The organism is Streptomyces sp. A012304 (assembly GCF_026008495.1).
Taxonomy (GTDB): domain Bacteria; phylum Actinomycetota; class Actinomycetes; order Streptomycetales; family Streptomycetaceae; genus Streptomyces.
Window position 1 is genome coordinate 14,254 of the sequence record NZ_BQUN01000224.1, and the last position, 14,631, is coordinate 28,884.

The 14,631-nt window shown below is 74.0% G+C and carries 15 protein-coding genes; 6 read left to right on the plus strand and 9 right to left on the minus strand.

Annotated features, from left to right (window positions below):
* The 5 genes from ALMP_RS42725 to ALMP_RS42745 all read right to left on the minus strand — a co-directional run.
* On the minus strand, positions 1–435 hold a 435-nt coding region (locus ALMP_RS42725; protein ID WP_264937447.1), incomplete at its 3' end, for an acetylxylan esterase.
* Positions 436–644: 209 nt separating this feature from the next.
* The gene (locus tag ALMP_RS42730; protein ID WP_264937448.1) at positions 645–1,229 is read right to left on the minus strand and encodes a hypothetical protein; all 585 of its coding nucleotides are present in this window, start codon (positions 1,227–1,229) and stop codon (positions 645–647) included.
* Positions 1,230–1,443: 214 nt separating this feature from the next.
* Complete coding sequence (locus ALMP_RS42735; RefSeq protein ID WP_264937449.1) at positions 1,444–2,214, minus strand: ferredoxin reductase; 771 nt, start codon at positions 2,212–2,214, stop codon at positions 1,444–1,446.
* The gene (locus ALMP_RS42740) at positions 2,207–2,812 is read right to left on the minus strand and encodes a sulfite oxidase-like oxidoreductase (protein ID WP_264937450.1); all 606 of its coding nucleotides are present in this window, start codon (positions 2,810–2,812) and stop codon (positions 2,207–2,209) included. The genes ALMP_RS42735 and ALMP_RS42740 overlap by 8 nt, the downstream gene beginning before the upstream one ends.
* Before the next feature lie 134 nt (positions 2,813–2,946).
* Positions 2,947–3,390, minus strand: coding sequence for a MarR family winged helix-turn-helix transcriptional regulator (locus tag ALMP_RS42745; protein WP_264937479.1), 444 nt, complete (start codon positions 3,388–3,390; stop codon positions 2,947–2,949).
* Positions 3,391–3,661: 271 nt separating this feature from the next.
* Between ALMP_RS42745 and ALMP_RS42750 the strand changes: the two genes are divergently transcribed.
* Positions 3,662–4,498, plus strand: coding sequence for a putative protein N(5)-glutamine methyltransferase (locus ALMP_RS42750; RefSeq protein ID WP_264937451.1), 837 nt, complete (start codon positions 3,662–3,664; stop codon positions 4,496–4,498).
* A gap of 8 nt (positions 4,499–4,506) precedes the next feature.
* Here the strand turns inward: ALMP_RS42750 and ALMP_RS42755 are convergent, their stop codons facing one another.
* A complete protein-coding gene (locus tag ALMP_RS42755; protein ID WP_264937480.1) occupies positions 4,507–5,304 on the minus strand; it encodes a hypothetical protein in 798 nt (265 codons plus the stop codon).
* 116 nt (positions 5,305–5,420) lie between these two features.
* Positions 5,421–7,481 (minus strand): SpoIIE family protein phosphatase, encoded by a 2,061-nt coding sequence (locus ALMP_RS42760; RefSeq protein WP_264937452.1) that lies wholly within the window; start codon positions 7,479–7,481, stop codon positions 5,421–5,423.
* 242 nt (positions 7,482–7,723) lie between these two features.
* On the opposite strand from ALMP_RS42760, the gene ALMP_RS42765 reads away from it, so the two are divergent.
* From ALMP_RS42765 to ALMP_RS42780, 4 genes are all read left to right on the plus strand, one after another.
* Positions 7,724–8,608, plus strand: a complete 885-nt coding sequence (locus tag ALMP_RS42765) for a hypothetical protein (RefSeq protein ID WP_264937453.1) — start codon at positions 7,724–7,726, stop codon at positions 8,606–8,608.
* Between the two features lie 113 nt (positions 8,609–8,721).
* Positions 8,722–9,090 (plus strand): hypothetical protein, encoded by a 369-nt coding sequence (locus ALMP_RS42770; protein ID WP_264937454.1) that lies wholly within the window; start codon positions 8,722–8,724, stop codon positions 9,088–9,090.
* Positions 9,091–9,189: 99 nt separating this feature from the next.
* Complete coding sequence (locus tag ALMP_RS42775) at positions 9,190–11,205, plus strand: NADPH-dependent 2,4-dienoyl-CoA reductase (protein WP_264937455.1); 2,016 nt, start codon at positions 9,190–9,192, stop codon at positions 11,203–11,205.
* Between the two features lie 21 nt (positions 11,206–11,226).
* A complete protein-coding gene (locus ALMP_RS42780) occupies positions 11,227–11,781 on the plus strand; it encodes a PadR family transcriptional regulator (RefSeq protein ID WP_264937456.1) in 555 nt (184 codons plus the stop codon).
* Between the two features lie 52 nt (positions 11,782–11,833).
* Here the strand turns inward: ALMP_RS42780 and ALMP_RS42785 are convergent, their stop codons facing one another.
* Complete coding sequence (locus ALMP_RS42785; protein WP_264937457.1) at positions 11,834–12,373, minus strand: hypothetical protein; 540 nt, start codon at positions 12,371–12,373, stop codon at positions 11,834–11,836.
* A 150-nt stretch (positions 12,374–12,523) separates the two neighbouring features.
* The gene (locus ALMP_RS42790) at positions 12,524–13,513 is read right to left on the minus strand and encodes a fibronectin type III domain-containing protein (RefSeq protein ID WP_375803626.1); all 990 of its coding nucleotides are present in this window, start codon (positions 13,511–13,513) and stop codon (positions 12,524–12,526) included.
* Between the two features lie 364 nt (positions 13,514–13,877).
* On the opposite strand from ALMP_RS42790, the gene ALMP_RS42795 reads away from it, so the two are divergent.
* Positions 13,878–14,603: a glycoside hydrolase family 75 protein gene (locus ALMP_RS42795; RefSeq protein WP_264937458.1), complete on the plus strand. Its 726-nt coding sequence runs from the start codon at positions 13,878–13,880 to the stop codon at positions 14,601–14,603.
* Positions 14,604–14,631 lie beyond the last annotated feature (28 nt).

Genomic DNA, 14,631 nt, shown 5'->3' on the forward strand with positions numbered 1-14,631 from the left:
CGTCATGAAACCGGGGTACGACGGCGCGCCGCCCACCGGGTCGGCGGTGCCGCCCCCGCCGCCCCACGCGCTGCCCTGCCCACGGGTGTCCATCACGAAGTGCGCGCGGCCCGTCGACGCCCACAGCAGGTGCTCGAGCGGCAGCCCGCGTCCCCCGCCGTACCCGACGAACTCCACGATCAGCGGCAGCGGTTCCTCGGCCCCGGCCGGCACCGTCAGCCAGCCCTTGACCGGGTGGCCGCCGTACCCCGCGAACGTGACGTCGAACACCCGCACCGTGCTCAGCCCCGTGTCGACCGGCTCGAAGCGGGCGTCCAGGTCGTGCTCGCGGGCCTCCTGGAGGGTCTTGGACCAGAACGCGTCGAAGTCCTCCGGCTCGACGGACGCGCTGCGGTACTCGTGGAGTTCCTCGACGGACAGGTCGAACAGGGCCATGAACAACCGCCTTTTGTTAAGTGGCCGTACGAATGATCACACCGTACGTGGGCGGTGGGAGCGCTCGCCAGACCGCGACGGCGGCGCCGGGCGCCCTTTATGGATCTTGCCGCCGGTCGCGGGCAGGACGACACTCCCGCTGCGCCGGGGCGCGCGGGTGCCGCCCCGTCGAGCAGGGGCGCGGCGGCGCTCCTCGCCGTGACGACCCCCTACGCGCTGCGCCGGCTCCACTCGGGCCCCGTGCGCGCCCACTCCCGGTCCCACTCCTCCAGCCGGTGGCGCATGGCGGCCTTGCGCACGAGCGCGTGGCCCAGCAGCACGACCGCGGCCGTGCCGCCTGCCGTGCTCACTCCCATCGTGAGGGTGTGCTGCCACACCGCCGTGCCGTCGACCGGCGGGGCGACGGTACGCCCGCGCGCGTCGAACCACACGTCGACCACGTCACCGCGTTCGGTGCCGGCCGGCACCCGCGCCGTGGTCGTCCGCACCCCCTGCCCAGGCTCCGTCCACCGCACCGCCACCCGGTAGGCGTTCTCCCGGCCGGCCTGCCCCGCCGGCAGACCGTCGGGCGGCCGGCCCACGACCTCCGCGCGGACACGGTGCCGCTCCGCCCGCTGCTCCGCCGCGATCTGCCGCGCGTCGTCGTGCGCCCACCGGCCGGCCACCGCCCCGGCCAGGGGCGCGCCGATCAGCAGCAGCACCACGACCACCAGTACCGTCCACGCCTCCACGACGTCCGCCCGGCGCCGCAACGGATTGCGCCGCCAGCGCCAGCCGCGCACCCGGGTTCGCATGTCGACCTCCTCGCCGTCACGCGGACGAGTGCCCACAGGGAGGAAATACCCTCTTCGGGCGAGATCGCTCATTCCGGCTGTCGGCACGCGAGTGTCCTCACCGCCGGGCGGGCGGTGCGGTCCGGAGGCGGTGGTGTGGTCACGGTCGGGCGGGGTCCTCGGGCGGACCGTTCGGGTCCGGACGCGATGGAGCGGTCGTCGCCGGGCGGGATCCTCAGCCGAACCGTTCGATCCGGATCCGGTCCACCGGCTGCCCCGCCGCCACCAGCAGTCGCGAGGCGTGCTCGGCGAACGCGTTGGAGCCGCAGACGTACGCCTCCCAGCCGCCCGCCGGCTCCTCGGCGAACAGGGGTGCGAGATGGCCGGCGGCGAGCCGGCCCACCGGCGTCCCCTCCGGCGCGCGGCGCGTGAACACGGGCGTCGTCTCCGCGCCGTACTCGCCCGCGTAGATCAGCTCCTCTGGGCCGCGCGCGGACACCAGCAGCCGCAGCGGTACGTCGAGTCCGCGCGCCCGGCGGTGGCGCACCATCGACATCAGCGGGACGACCCCGGAGCCGGCGCCGATCAGCAGCGCGGGCCGGTCGCCCGGCCAGGCGAAGAAGCCGCTGAGCGGACCGCGCACCTCCACCCGGTCCCCGGGCGCGGCGACCGTGTGGAACCAGCCGGACACCTCACCGCCGTCCACATGGTCCAAGGTCAGCTCGATGTGCCCGGAGTCGTCGGGCGCGGACGCGAGGGAGTAGTGCCGCTGGGCGGTGTAACCGTCCTCGGCGGTCAGCCTCAGCAGCAGGTGCTGCCCGGGCAGATGCCCCGCCCAGGCGGGCACCGCGAACCGGAAGGTGGCCGCGTGCGCAGTCTCGCGGCGGATCTCCGTGAGCGTCGCCGTCCGCCACACCGCCGACTGGTCGCCGACGGCGATCCGGCCCGGCACGGCGAACCGCGTCGGGGGAGTGAACGTCGCCGCGGAGGCAAGGGTCTCAGTCACCGGCGTACCTCTGCTCCTGCCAGGGGTTGCCCCGGGTGTGGTAGCCGTTCTGCTCCCAGAAGCCCGGCTCGTCGTGGTCCAGCAGCCGCAGGCCCGCGATCCACTTGGCGCTCTTCCAGAAGTACAGGTGGGGCACCAGCAGCCGCGCCGGACCGCCGTGCTCCGGGTCGAGCGGCCGGCCGGCGTGGGTGAAGGCGATCCAGGCCCGGCCGCCGGTGAGATCCGCGAGCGGCAGGCTCGTGGTGTACCCGGTGTGGGAGTAGGCGACCGCGTGGGTGGCGCGGCCTTGCGGCCGCACGGCCTCCAGGAAGACGTCGAGCGACACGCCTGCGAACCGCACCCCGAACTTCGACCAGCCGGTCACACAGTGGATGTCGCCCTCGTACGCCGAGCCGGGCAGCCGGTGCGCCTGCTCCCAGGTCCAGGTCTGCGGCGCGTCCACCAGCCCGTCGATCCGCAAGGTCCATTCGGCGGGCGCGAGGTCGGGGGGGACCTCGGCGGACAGCACGGGCCAGTCGTCGCCCGCGTCGTACTGCCCCGGGGGCAGCCCCGGGTTGTCGACGCGCGGGCGTCCGGTGAAGCCTCGGGTGACGTTCATGCGCTTCCAGCGTGAGATGACGATCGGGTACGCGCTCCACCGTACGCGCGGGTCGGCGGCGCTCCGCGCGGGGGCCGCCCGGCGGCGGCCGGGAGCGTGCCCTGCGGTCGCCGGGAGAGAGCGCGGCATCGGGGTCAGCCGGCGTCGGACGCCCCGGACGGTCCCCGCGCGTTGTAGCGCGCCAGGTAGTCCGCGAACCGTTCCAGGTCCTCCCGGGGCCAGTCGGCGAGACGTTCGTGGAAGGCCGCCCGGCGGCTCTCGGTGACCTGGGCGAGGACACGGCGGCCGGCGTCCGTGAGGTGGAGGACCTGGACGCGGTGGTCGTGCGGGGCCCGGCGCCGTTCGATCAGGGAGGCCCGTTCCAGCGCGGACACCTGCCGGCTCACCGTGGACTTGTCCAGGGCGTAGTGCGCGGCCAGGTCGGTGGCCCGGCAGCCCTCGTGCTCCTCCAGATGGCCGAGCAGGGTGTACGACACCAGCGACAGCTCCGGGTGCAGCCGGCCCGCCGAGGCACGGGCGCGCCGGGCGAACGCCGTCATCTCGCGCTGGATGGTCTCCACCGCCTCCGCCGACTCCACCGGAACCGCCTCCGTCGCCGCCCCCGGACCCGCCTCGACCTCCACCGGAACCGCCTCCATCTGGCCTTCCCGCATCCTCCTAGTTGTAGAGTACAACTTGAGGAAGTGGGGTAGGGTGACCGTCCGGTTGGGACGGACCCGGCCATGAAGGACCGGGGAGGTGAGACCCATTACCGCAGTGTCAGGTCGGGTGCTCTCACCTCAGGACGCGGACCGCCGCCGGTAGGCGACCGCGAGAGTGCCCTTCGGCTTCCGAAAGGCTCGCGGCCTCATGCCTCCCATGGTTCCCCCGTCCCCCTCACCCTTCCCCTCGTCCTCCGCATCCCCCTTCCCCTCGCCCTCGGCCCGTGCCGCCGTCGTGACCACCCTGCGCGGCGCCGGCTGTGTCTTCGCCGAGGACGAGGCCGAGCTGATCCTCGGCGCCGCCCGCACCCCCGACGAACTCACCGCCATGGTCGAGCGCCGCGTCCGTGGCCTGCCCCTCGAACTCGTCGTCGGCTGGGCCGAATTCCACGGGCTGCGGATCGCCGTGGAACCCGGTGTCTTCGTGCCCCGCCGCCGCACCGAGTTCCTCGTCGACCAGGCACTGGCCCGAGCCCCGCACGCCCGCGTCGTCGTCGACCTGTGCTGCGGCTCGGGGGCGGTCGGCGCGGCCCTCGCCGCCGCGCTGGGACCCGTCGAACTCCACGCCGCCGACATCGAGCCGGCCGCGGTGCGCTGCGCCCGCCGCAACATCGCCGCCCACGGCGGACACGTCCACGCGGGCGACCTGTTCGAGGCGCTCCCCGGCCGGCTGCGCGGCCGCGTCGACATCCTCGCCGCGAACGTGCCGTACGTCCCCAGCGGCGAGGTACCGCTGCTGCCCGCCGAGGCCCGCGACCACGAGCCGCTCACCGCCCTCGACGGCGGCGCCGACGGCCTCGGCGTGCTGCGCCGGGTCGCCGGCGGCGCGGCGTCCTGGCTCGCGCCGGGCGGCTGCCTCCTGATCGAGACCGGTGAACGCCAGGCCCCCGACGCCGTCGAGGCGTTCCGGCGGGGCGGCCTGACGCCGCGTCTCGCCGTCGACGAGGAACTCTTCGCCCATGTGGTGATCGGGACGAAGGAGTGACATCGACCTCAGGCCGCGGTGCCGCTGCCCGAGGGGCCGCTGCCTGACGGGCTGGGCGAGCGGTCACCGCGGTTCCACGGGCCGTGCCCGGGGAAGCCGCCGCGCCTCTCGCCCCAGCCCTGTTCGGCGAAGGCGCCGGAGACCACCCGGGTGGCCGTCCGCGTGTCGCCGGAACGGGGCCCGGCGAGGAACACGGTGTCGCCCTTCGCCAGCGCCTCGGCACCGGAGGAGGAGCCGCCGTCCTCGTCGTGCACGGTCGTGTCCGAGCCGACCGTCCACGTCCACGAGGTGCCGTCCTCGCTCTTGACGGTCACCCGGTCGCCGTCCTTCTTGTCCACGGTGCCCCGCTGCCAGGCGCGGACGACCCAGTCGCCGGTGTCGCGGTCCTTCACGGTCGTCTCGCCGTGCACGGCGTCGCCGCCCATACCGAACCACGGCCCACCGCCCCGGCCGTGCCGGTCACCGGGCTTGTCGGGCGACGCGGAGCCGGACGGCGATCCGCTCGCCGTGCCGTGCGAGGACTCCCTGGAGGTCGCGGCGTAGGCGACCGTGCCGCCCAGCGCCAGGACGGCGACCGTGGTGGCCGCGATCACCGCACGTCCGCGCGCCGACCGCCGCTCCCACAGCGCACGCAGCGGGACCCGCCCCGGCTCGTCCCCGCCCGGCCCGGAGAGCACCTCGGTCGGCGGGGGCGGGCCCTCGGGCCGCTCCGGGACCGACTCCAGCCGCTCCGCGGCCGTCTCGCCCTGCCCCGACGGAGCCTCGCCCCGTTCCGGCCGGCTCCCGGCCTGTTCCGGTTCCTGCATCACGGCTCACTCTCCTCGGCCACGACGGGCGGCACCAACGGCACGCCTCGCTGTGATTGTCGGAGGACACCGGTAAGGACCCGGTAACAAATCCCTGTGAACGCGGACGTGCGCCGTCAGCTCCGGGCCCGTGCCACGAGCAGGGCCACGTCGTCGTGGTTGTCGGGGTGGTGCAGCGCCCGCAGCAGCAGATCGCACAGCTCCTCCAGCGGACGCGTCGGGCCGTCGAGGAGGGCGAGCAGCGCCTCCAGCCGCTCGTCGAGGGAGTGCCGGCGCGTCTCGACGAGTCCGTCCGTGTAGAGGACGAGCTGGTCGCCGGGCGCGAACTCGACGTCGGTCGTGGAGAACGCCACCCCGCCCACGCCCAGTGGCGCCCCGGTGGGCAGGTCGAGCAGCTCGGGCGGACGGCCGGCGCGTACCCGGGCCGGCGGCAGATGCCCGGCGTTGGCGATCCGGCACCGGCCGAGACGCGGGTCGTGGACGGCGTACACGCAGGTGGCGATCGAGTGGTCCAGGCCGGAGGTGATCCGGTCGAGGTGTTCCAGCAGCACCGCCGGGTCGAGGTCGAGGGAGGCCAGCGTGGTCGTCGCGGTGCGCAGCCGGCCCATCGTGGCGGCGGCGTCGATGCCGCTGCCCATCACGTCGCCGACCACGAGAGCGGTCTTGCCGTCCTCCAGCGGTATGACGTCGAACCAGTCGCCGCCCACCTCGGTCGTGGCCCCCGCCGGCTGGTAGCGGGAGGCCACCTCCAGGCCTCCGGTCACCGGCGGATGACTGGGCAGCAGGCTGCGCTGGAGGGTGAGCGCGGTGTTGCGGGCGTTCTGGTACCAGCGGGCGTTGTCGATGTGCACGGCCGCGCGGGCGGCCAGCTCCCGGGCGAGCAGCAGGTCGTCCAGGCCGAACGGCAGCGGATTGCGGGCCCGTTTCAGCTCCAGGGCGCCCAGCACCTCGCCGCGCGCGATGAGCGGCACCGCCAGGTACGAGTGGACACCCGCCCGGGCCAGCAGGTCCGCCGCCTCGGGGGAGCGGGCGATACGGGCCAGGTCCTCGTCCTTGACCTGCGTCACCATCACCGGCTCGCCCGTACGCACACACTCGGTGACGAGCCGGTCGGGGCCGTAGCGGGCGACCTCGCCGGGCGGGCCGGCCGCCGCGAGCGCGTCCGGGGCGTCGTCGGCGCGCGCGGCCAGGGCACGCAGCACGGCCGGTTCGGCCGGCCCGAGGCTGCTGCGCCGGCCCGCCACCACCGCGTCGAGCAGGCCCACGGCCGCGACGTCGGCCAGCTCCGGCACGGCCACGTCGGCGAGTTCGCGGGCGGTGCGCTCCAGGTCCAGCGTGGTGCCGATCCGGGCGGAGGCGTCGGCGACCAGAGCCAGCCGGCGGCGCGCGGCCTCCGCCTCGACGGCCGCCCGGTGCTGGTCGGTGACGTCGAGGACCGAGGCCGCCACGCCCAGCACGGTGCCGCGGGCGTCCTCCAGCCGGTACAGCGAGAGCGACCAGGCGTGCTCCTCGTGCGGGTCCGCCGGGGTGCGGCCCTGCGTGAAGTGGTCGACGAGCGGCACCCCGGTCCGCAGCACCTGGTTGACCGCCGCCTCAAGGCCCTCCACGTCCAGCAGCGGCAGCACCTCGCGCACCGTGCGGCCGAGGTGGTCGGCGGCCGGGAGGCCGTTGATGCGCGCCAGCGCGGGGTTGACCGACACGAACCGCAGGTCGGTGTCGAGGACGGCGAGACCGATGGGGGACTGCGCGACCATGCGGGTGGACAGCGCCACGTCCCGCTCGAGCCGGCGCACCGTCGACCGGTCGGCGGCGAGACCGAGGGCGTAGACGTCGCCGCGGTCGTTGATGAGCCGCATGTTGCGGAACTCCACCAGACGGGTGCCGCCGTCCTTGTGCCGGATGGGGAAGGCGCCCTCCCAGCTGCGCCCGGTGGCCATGACGTCCGCGAACAGCCGCACGGCGAGGTCGGCGTCCCGCGCGTGGACCATCACGTGCGCCGCGTAGCGGCCCAGCGCCTCCTGCGCCGCGTACCCGAACAGCTCCTCCGCCTGCGGGCTCCACAGCACGATCCGGCCCTCGGTGTCGAGCACCACCGAGGCCACGTTCAGTACGTCCAGCAGCCCACTGGGGCCCGCTGGGTCGCCGCTCTCCGCCGCGGACGATCCGGCCGCACTCATGCCACGAACCGCCTCCGCCTGTCGACGCGGCACGTCGTCCCCCGTGCCGACTCCCCCTGTTCCACCGCGCTCAATCGTTTCTCCCACGCCTCGGACGCCGTCCTCCATGCTCCTCCAGTACGGCGGCGCCCGCCGTTCTCCTCAACGTCCGCACCCGTCCATCGAATTGGTCTGTACATGACCAACAAACGAGGCCAGACTGTCCGCCGAGCGCGCACCCACCCCCCCGCACGAGGAGACCCATGCCCCTGCGCCCCGCCCGGCGACGCCGTCACCCGGTCCGCACCGCCCTGCTCGCCCTGGCCACCGCGACGGCCGTCGCCCTCGCCGCCGCCCCGCCCGCCACGGCCGCCGACACCTGGACCGAGGTCGGCTCCGACCGTGCCGAACCGCTGACCGAGAGCCAGGGCCTGACCTCCGTCGAGGTCCCGGCGAACAGCGCCAACCGCTACACGGGCATCGGGACCATCCCGCTCGGCGTCAGCACGCGCGGCTGGAACCACGTCGGCGACCCCGACGCCTCCTACGACGGCCACTACATCGAGCCCTACCAGCGGGACTCGGGCACCGCGAAGATGTTCCGGGTGCAGGCGCCCGGCGGCGCCTGGTCGGAGTACGTGCACACGCTGAGCCCGGGCGAGGCCCTCAACAACTCCTGGGTGGCGATCACGGCGAACGGCCAGTGGATGCTGGCCGGCGAGTGGGGCACCATGACCCGGCTGCTCGTCTTCCCGACCCCCGGCGTCAACTCGAGCACCTCGCCGTCGGCGAACCTGCCGCAGGTGGCCACGGTCCGCCTCGACCGCGCCGTCCGCGACCTCCAGGGCTGCGACTTCACCGGCCCGACCACCCTGTTGTGCTCCTCCGACGACCCCGCGGGCACCCTCTTCGGCATCACCAAGCCGCTGCTCCGGATCGACCTGTCCGCCGAGCCGAACGGCACCTCCGACGTCACCGGCCGCGTCACGGCCCTGCGCCAGCTGCCGCTGCGCAGCTCTTGCACGGGCGGCTTCGAGACGGAGGGCATCGACTACGACCGCCGTACCGGCACCCTGCGGGTGATCGTCCTCTCGCCCGGCTTCTGCCTGCTGACGGACAGCAAGACGTACCGCTTCACCCGCGGCTGACCGTCGCCGGTCCGACGCTGGTACGGCCCGGAAAGTGGTGCTTTTCTTGGGATGTGGCGCGGATCGCGGGGAACCCGCGGTACCGCGCCACCGCCACGAGAGGAGCGATCACGATGGACCGTGAGCGACCGCACGAGGAGTCCGTCTCCGTCGAGATCAGCGGATGCAGCAAGGAGGACGCCCGGATCGTCTTCGACGCGCTGTGCACGTGTTTCGAGTCCGACCGGTGTGCCGAGGACGTGCCTGAGCAGATCCACGAGACGCGCCCGATGGTCTGGCTCGGCACCTTCGAGGTCACCGACGCCCATGAGTGCCCGCCGCCGGCCCGGCTCTCGTCCTCCGTCGAGGCCGACGCGCAGGGCGGCTACTGGGCGATCGACCGGCTGCGCAAGACGCTGGACTCACTGTTCGCGGTGCGCGACCTCTCCTCGGCCTCCGGGGACCAGGAGAGGGAGCTGCACGTTCTGCTCGAAAGCCGGTGACCTGCGGCACAGTTCCTCCGGGTCATTGTGCAACTAGTTGCACAACCCGTGCGCGGTCCTCTAGAACTACGGGGAAGACACCGCGCACGGAGGCCTGTCATGAGCCGATACCCCCATCTGCTGAGCCCGCTCGACCTGGGCTTCACCACGCTGCCCAACCGCGTCCTGATGGGCTCGATGCACGTCGGCCTGGAGGAGGCCGAGGGCGGCTTCCAGCGGATGGCGGAGTTCTACGCCGCCCGTGCCCGCGGGGGAGTCGGCCTGATCGTCACCGGCGGCATCGCCCCCAATGACGAGGGCCGGCCGTACGAGGGCGGCGCGAAGCTCACCACGGACGCCGAGGCCGAGCAGCACCGGACGATCACCGAGGCCGTGCACCGCGAGGGCGGCCGTATCGCGATGCAGATCCTGCACTTCGGCCGCTACGCCTACCACCGCGACCTGGTCGCCCCCAGTCCGCTCCAGGCCCCCATCAGCCCCTTCCCGCCCCGGGAGCTGACCGACGCCGACGTCGAGCGCACCATCGACGACTACGCGCGCGCCGCACGCCTCGCGCGGCAGGCCGGCTACGACGGCGTCGAGATCATGGGCTCCGAGGGCTACCTGATCAACGAGTTCGTCGCCGCCCCGACCAATCACCGCACCGACCGCTGGGGCGGCTCCTACGAGAACCGCATGCGTTTCCCCGTGGAGATCGTCCGACGGGTGCGCGAGGCGGTCGGCGAGGACTTCATCGTCGTCTACCGGCTGTCGATGCTCGACCTGGTGCCCGGCGGCTCGACCCTCGACGAGGTCGTCACCCTCGCGAAGGCCGTCGAGGAGGCCGGGGCGACGATCATCAACACCGGCATCGGCTGGCACGAGGCCCGTATCCCCACCATCGCCACCTCCGTGCCGCGCGGCGCCTACACCTTCGTCACCCGGCGGCTCATGGGTGAGGTGTCCGTTCCGCTCGTCACCACCAACCGCATCAACACCCCTGAACTCGCCGAGCAGTTGCTCGCCGACGGCTACGCGGACATGGTGTCGATGGCCCGCCCGATGCTCGCCGACCCCGACTTCGTGGCGAAGGCGGCGGCCGGCACGCCCCAGGCCATCAACACCTGCATCGGCTGCAACCAGGCCTGCCTCGACCACACCTTCAGCGGGCAGATCACCTCCTGTCTGGTCAACCCGCGCGCCTGCCACGAGACCGAGCTGGTGCTGTCGCCGACGCGCCGGCGCAAGCGGGTCGCGGTCGTCGGCGCGGGCCCGGCCGGCCTCGCCTGCGCGGTCAGCGCGGCCGAGCGCGGCCACGACGTCACCCTCTTCGACGCCGCGCGCGAGATCGGCGGCCAGCTCAACGTCGCCCGCAGGGTCCCCGGCAAGCAGGAATTCGACGAGACGCTGCGCTACTTCCGCCACCAGCTCGACGCCCACGGCGTGGACGTACGGCTGAACACCCCCGTCGAGGCGGCGGACGTGGCCGGATACGACGAGGTCGTCGTCGCCACCGGTGTCACCCCGCGCACACCCGACATCCCCGGCGTGGACCATCCGAGCGTCGTCGGCTACCTCGACGTCCTGCGCGACGGCGCCCCCGTCGGGGACCGGGTGGCGATCCTCGGCGCCGGCGGCATCGGCTTCGACGTCGCCGAGTTCCTCACCGACACCGGCGACAAGGCGAGCGAGGACCCGGCCACGTACTTCCGCCACTGGGGCGTCGACATGGACTACCGGGCGGCCGGCGGTCTCGCCGCGCCGGAGCGGCCCGAGCCGCCGCGCACGGTCCACCTGCTCCAGCGCAAGACCACCAAGGTCGGCGCGGGCCTCGGCAAGACCACCGGCTGGATCCACCGCACCGAACTCAAGCACCGGGGCGTGCGCATGGTGCCGGGCGTGCGCTACGACCGCATCGACGACGCCGGACTGCACATCACCGTCGGCGAGGAGAGCACGGTCCTGGAGGTCGACACCATCGTGCTGTGCACCGGCCAGGAGCCGCGCCGAGACCTGTACGAGGAGCTGCTCGCCACCGGGGTGAGCACGCACCTGATCGGCGGCGCCGACGTGGCCGCCGAACTGGACGCCAAGCGGGCCATCAAGCAGGGGACCGAGGTCGCGGCCGCCCTCTAGGCGCGTACCTAGGATGAGGGCATGTCACTCCCGCACGCGATCCTCACCGCCCTGCTCGAGAAGCCGTCGTCGGGGCTGGATCTGACCCGCCGGTTCGACAAGTCGATCGGTTACTTCTGGTCGGCGACGCACCAGCAGATCTATCGCGAGCTGGGAAAACTGGAGGCCGAGGGATACATCCGCGCCCTGCCCTCCGAACAGCCGGCCCGCGGGCAGAAGAAGAGCTACGAGGTCCTGCCCGCCGGCCGCGCCGAACTGGAGCGGTGGACGGCCGCGGCGCAGGACCCCAAGCCGCACCGTGACGCGCTGCTGCTGCGCCTGCGGGCCGCGGCCGTCGTCGGCACCGCGGGCCTGGAAGCCGATCTGCGACGCCATCTCGACCTGCACCGGCGGCAGTTGGCCGAGTACGAGGAGATCGAGCGGCGCGACTTCACGCCCGCTCCCGGTGACGACAGCGCGCAGGTCAGGCTGCAACATCTGGTCCTGCGCGCGGGAATCCAGCTGGAGACGTTCTGGACGCAGTGGCTGGCCCAGGCCCTGGAGGAACTGCCCGGACCGGCCGACCGCGCCTCCTGAGCCGACCGGGCCCGCCAGGGCCGGCCAGGCCTCCTGAGCCGGCCGTGGCGGGCTAGAACCGGTACGGCTTCGAGCGGCGGCGCAGGAACCAGGCCGCCGCGATGACGCCCGACCCCACCAGCGCCCCGCCGACCACGAGGGTGACGGTGCCGTAGTCCTGGATGGCGCCGCCCATGCCGCCCATGACGCCCCGTGTGGGTGAGGCCGTGGGGGAGACCCTCGGCGTGGGCGCGGCGGACACGATCACCGACTGGGTGCCGGCGGTGACGCCGTTGGAGCACACCACGACGACCGTGTAGGTGCCCGGACTGACGCTGGACCAGGCGGCGGACTGGCTGACGGTGGTGCCGGACAGCGCCACCTGGCGGCCCTGGGCGAAGCTGGTCTGGCCGCTGCTGAGCAGGGCCGCCGTGCCCCAGCTGCCGTTGATCTGGGTGCACGCGCTGGTCACCACGGACACCGTGGAGCCGGTCGTGCTCACGGAGATGCCCGAGACCTGGGCGGCGGCGGGCTGGGCGGTCAGGGCGAGCGGCAGCGTGGCGGCGGCTGCCACGGTGAGTCCGGCGGGGACGAGAAGACGGGAAGTGCGCATTGGATGTCCTCCGGCGGCACGGTTGGCGGTACATCCCTTGCGCCGCCGAGGATCGGGTACGCCCGTGCTGCCTCAGGGGCAGCCAACGTCCCCGCGGCCCGCCCCGCACTCCGGCCGCCCCCGGCCAGGTGACGGGTTCCCCCGGACGGCTCAACCGTCCCCGGGCCCCGTCGTCACTGACCGCTGCGCCGAGTACGCGCCCCACGTCCCGTCCGGCAGCCGCGCCCGTAGCCGCACCCGGTACCCGACCCCGGCCTCCCGTCCCATGTAGAAGCTGTACGTGGCCCGGTCGCGCGGCGGGTCCCCGCCCCACACGAGCGAGGTGGCCGGCCTGCCGTCGAGCTGGATCTGGTACTCGGTGACCACGCCGTCCACGCGGGGCGGCACCCAGGCCAGGTCGATGTAGTGGGCCCCGTCGGCCCGGTGGGTCGTCGCCCGGAACCCCGAGGGCGCGGTGTCCGCGCCGTCCCCGCCGTCCCCGCCGTCCGCGTGGCCCGGCGCGGTGGTGAGCCGTACCGGCGGGCCGGCCGGCGAGAGGTTGTCGGCCGCGTCCCGCGCCCGCACGGTGAAGGAGTAACGGGTGCCCGGCCGCAGCCCGGTGACGACCGTCGCCGTCTGCCCGCCGCTCACGCTGTGGATCCTGGTCCCGCCCTGGTGGACCTCGTACGACACCACCGCGCGGTCGTCCGTGGCGGCCGTCCAGGACAGCTGGACCGCCCGGCTCCCGGCCGCGCGGCCGACGACACCGCCCGGCCGGGTGGGGGCCGAACGGTCCGCCGCGATGGCCGCCGGCGTCGTCGCCCGCACTTCCCGGCTGTGTGGCCCGAGCCGGCCCTCGCTGTCGCGGGCGCGCACGGTGAACACGTATGTCGTGGACGGCGTGAGACGGGTGACGTCGAGCATGTGCGCGGAGGCGGGCACGGAGCCGGCCTTCGCGCCGCCCCGGTAGACCTCGTAGGCGCTGACGGCCGGGCTCGCGGCGACCGCGTTCCACATCACGTGCACACTGGTCGCGCTGCCCGCCGCCGCGGTGACGCCCGTCGGCGCGCCCGGCGCCCGCCCGTCCCCGTCCCCGCCGGCCGCCGCCGCGCACCCGCAGCACAGGGCCAGCGCTCCCGCGCACAGCACAAGACGTCGCACGGCTTCGCCTCCCGGCCCGGCACGGCGGAATGGTCCGGACCAATATGGCGCGGTGTTGCGAACACATCAAGAGGGCGGTGGCAGGATTGGTGGGCCGTTCGGGGCGTTACGTATGCTGGCGTCCTCACGGTCGAACTCCCGCCGCACGCTGGGGAGTTCCTGCCGGTGGCGCGGACCGCTGTCGTCGCATGTGCCGCGCCGGCGGGGCGGCCGGCGGGCCGGCGCGGACACGGGCGCCGGCCCCCGGTCCCTGTCGAACGGTCGGAGGGCGTGCGCCGTACGGCCCCCTCGGGTAGCCCCCGGACGCGACCGGCGGCAGATTGGGCCGAGTGTCCGTCGATGTCCAGGCGAGAGGTCCCCCATCGTGCGTGTCCCGTCGCTGCTGCCGGCCGCGGCCGGCCTGGCCCTGCTGGCCCAGATCCCCCCGTTCGCCGCCACGTCCCAGGCCCTCGATGTCCCCCGAGGGCCGACGGCGCGGTACGAGGGCGCCGTGAGCGCCGATGACCTGCTGGCCCGGGTGCGTGACTGCGTCCCCGTCTCCCGCGGCCGCTACCGCACCGACGCCGGGGCGCCCGCCACGGTCCCGGTGTGCGGCGGCGACGGCGTGGTCTTCTGGACGGCCGACATGGACATCGACTGCGACGGCCGCCCCGGCCGGTACTGCAACGCCGACACCGATCCCTGGTTCTCCCCGGCCACCGCCTTCCAGCAGTCCGACGGCCGCCATCTGAGCGCCGAGACCCTGCCGTACATCGTCGTTCCCGGGGTGAGCGCCCTGTGGAACCACCGTGATCACGGGGTGCGCGGCGGTACCGTCGCGGCCGTCGTCCACCAGGACCGCGTCCAGTACGCGGTCGTCGGCGACGTCGGACCCGCCGGCGTCATCGGCGAGGCCTCGTACGCCACCGCCGAGGCGCTGGGCATCCCTCCCGATCCCCTGCGGGGCGGCGCCCCCTCGGGCGTCACCTACATCCTCTTCGAGGACTCCCGGGCGACCCCCGTCGAGAGCCACGCGTCCGCCGTCGCGGTGGGGGAGCGGCTGGCGCGGGCGTTCGTGGACGGGGGCGACCGGATGGAGCAGGGTGGCTGAACGGCATCACGCGGGTCGCCGGCCGGGG

Coding starts and splice junctions, on each gene's coding strand:
- ALMP_RS42760 (WP_264937452.1), bottom strand. CDS start 7,481: ATGAGTGCGGCCGGATCGTCCGCGGCGGAGAGCGGCGACCCAGCGGGC.
- ALMP_RS42750 (WP_264937451.1), top strand. CDS start 3,662: ATGCCTCCCATGGTTCCCCCGTCCCCCTCACCCTTCCCCTCGTCCTCC.
- ALMP_RS42755 (WP_264937480.1), bottom strand. CDS start 5,304: ATGCAGGAACCGGAACAGGCCGGGAGCCGGCCGGAACGGGGCGAGGCT.
- ALMP_RS42740 (WP_264937450.1), bottom strand. CDS start 2,812: ATGAACGTCACCCGAGGCTTCACCGGACGCCCGCGCGTCGACAACCCG.
- ALMP_RS42765 (WP_264937453.1), top strand. CDS start 7,724: ATGCCCCTGCGCCCCGCCCGGCGACGCCGTCACCCGGTCCGCACCGCC.
- ALMP_RS42775 (WP_264937455.1), top strand. CDS start 9,190: ATGAGCCGATACCCCCATCTGCTGAGCCCGCTCGACCTGGGCTTCACC.
- ALMP_RS42780 (WP_264937456.1), top strand. CDS start 11,227: ATGTCACTCCCGCACGCGATCCTCACCGCCCTGCTCGAGAAGCCGTCG.
- ALMP_RS42730 (WP_264937448.1), bottom strand. CDS start 1,229: ATGCGAACCCGGGTGCGCGGCTGGCGCTGGCGGCGCAATCCGTTGCGG.
- ALMP_RS42785 (WP_264937457.1), bottom strand. CDS start 12,373: ATGCGCACTTCCCGTCTTCTCGTCCCCGCCGGACTCACCGTGGCAGCC.
- ALMP_RS42770 (WP_264937454.1), top strand. CDS start 8,722: ATGGACCGTGAGCGACCGCACGAGGAGTCCGTCTCCGTCGAGATCAGC.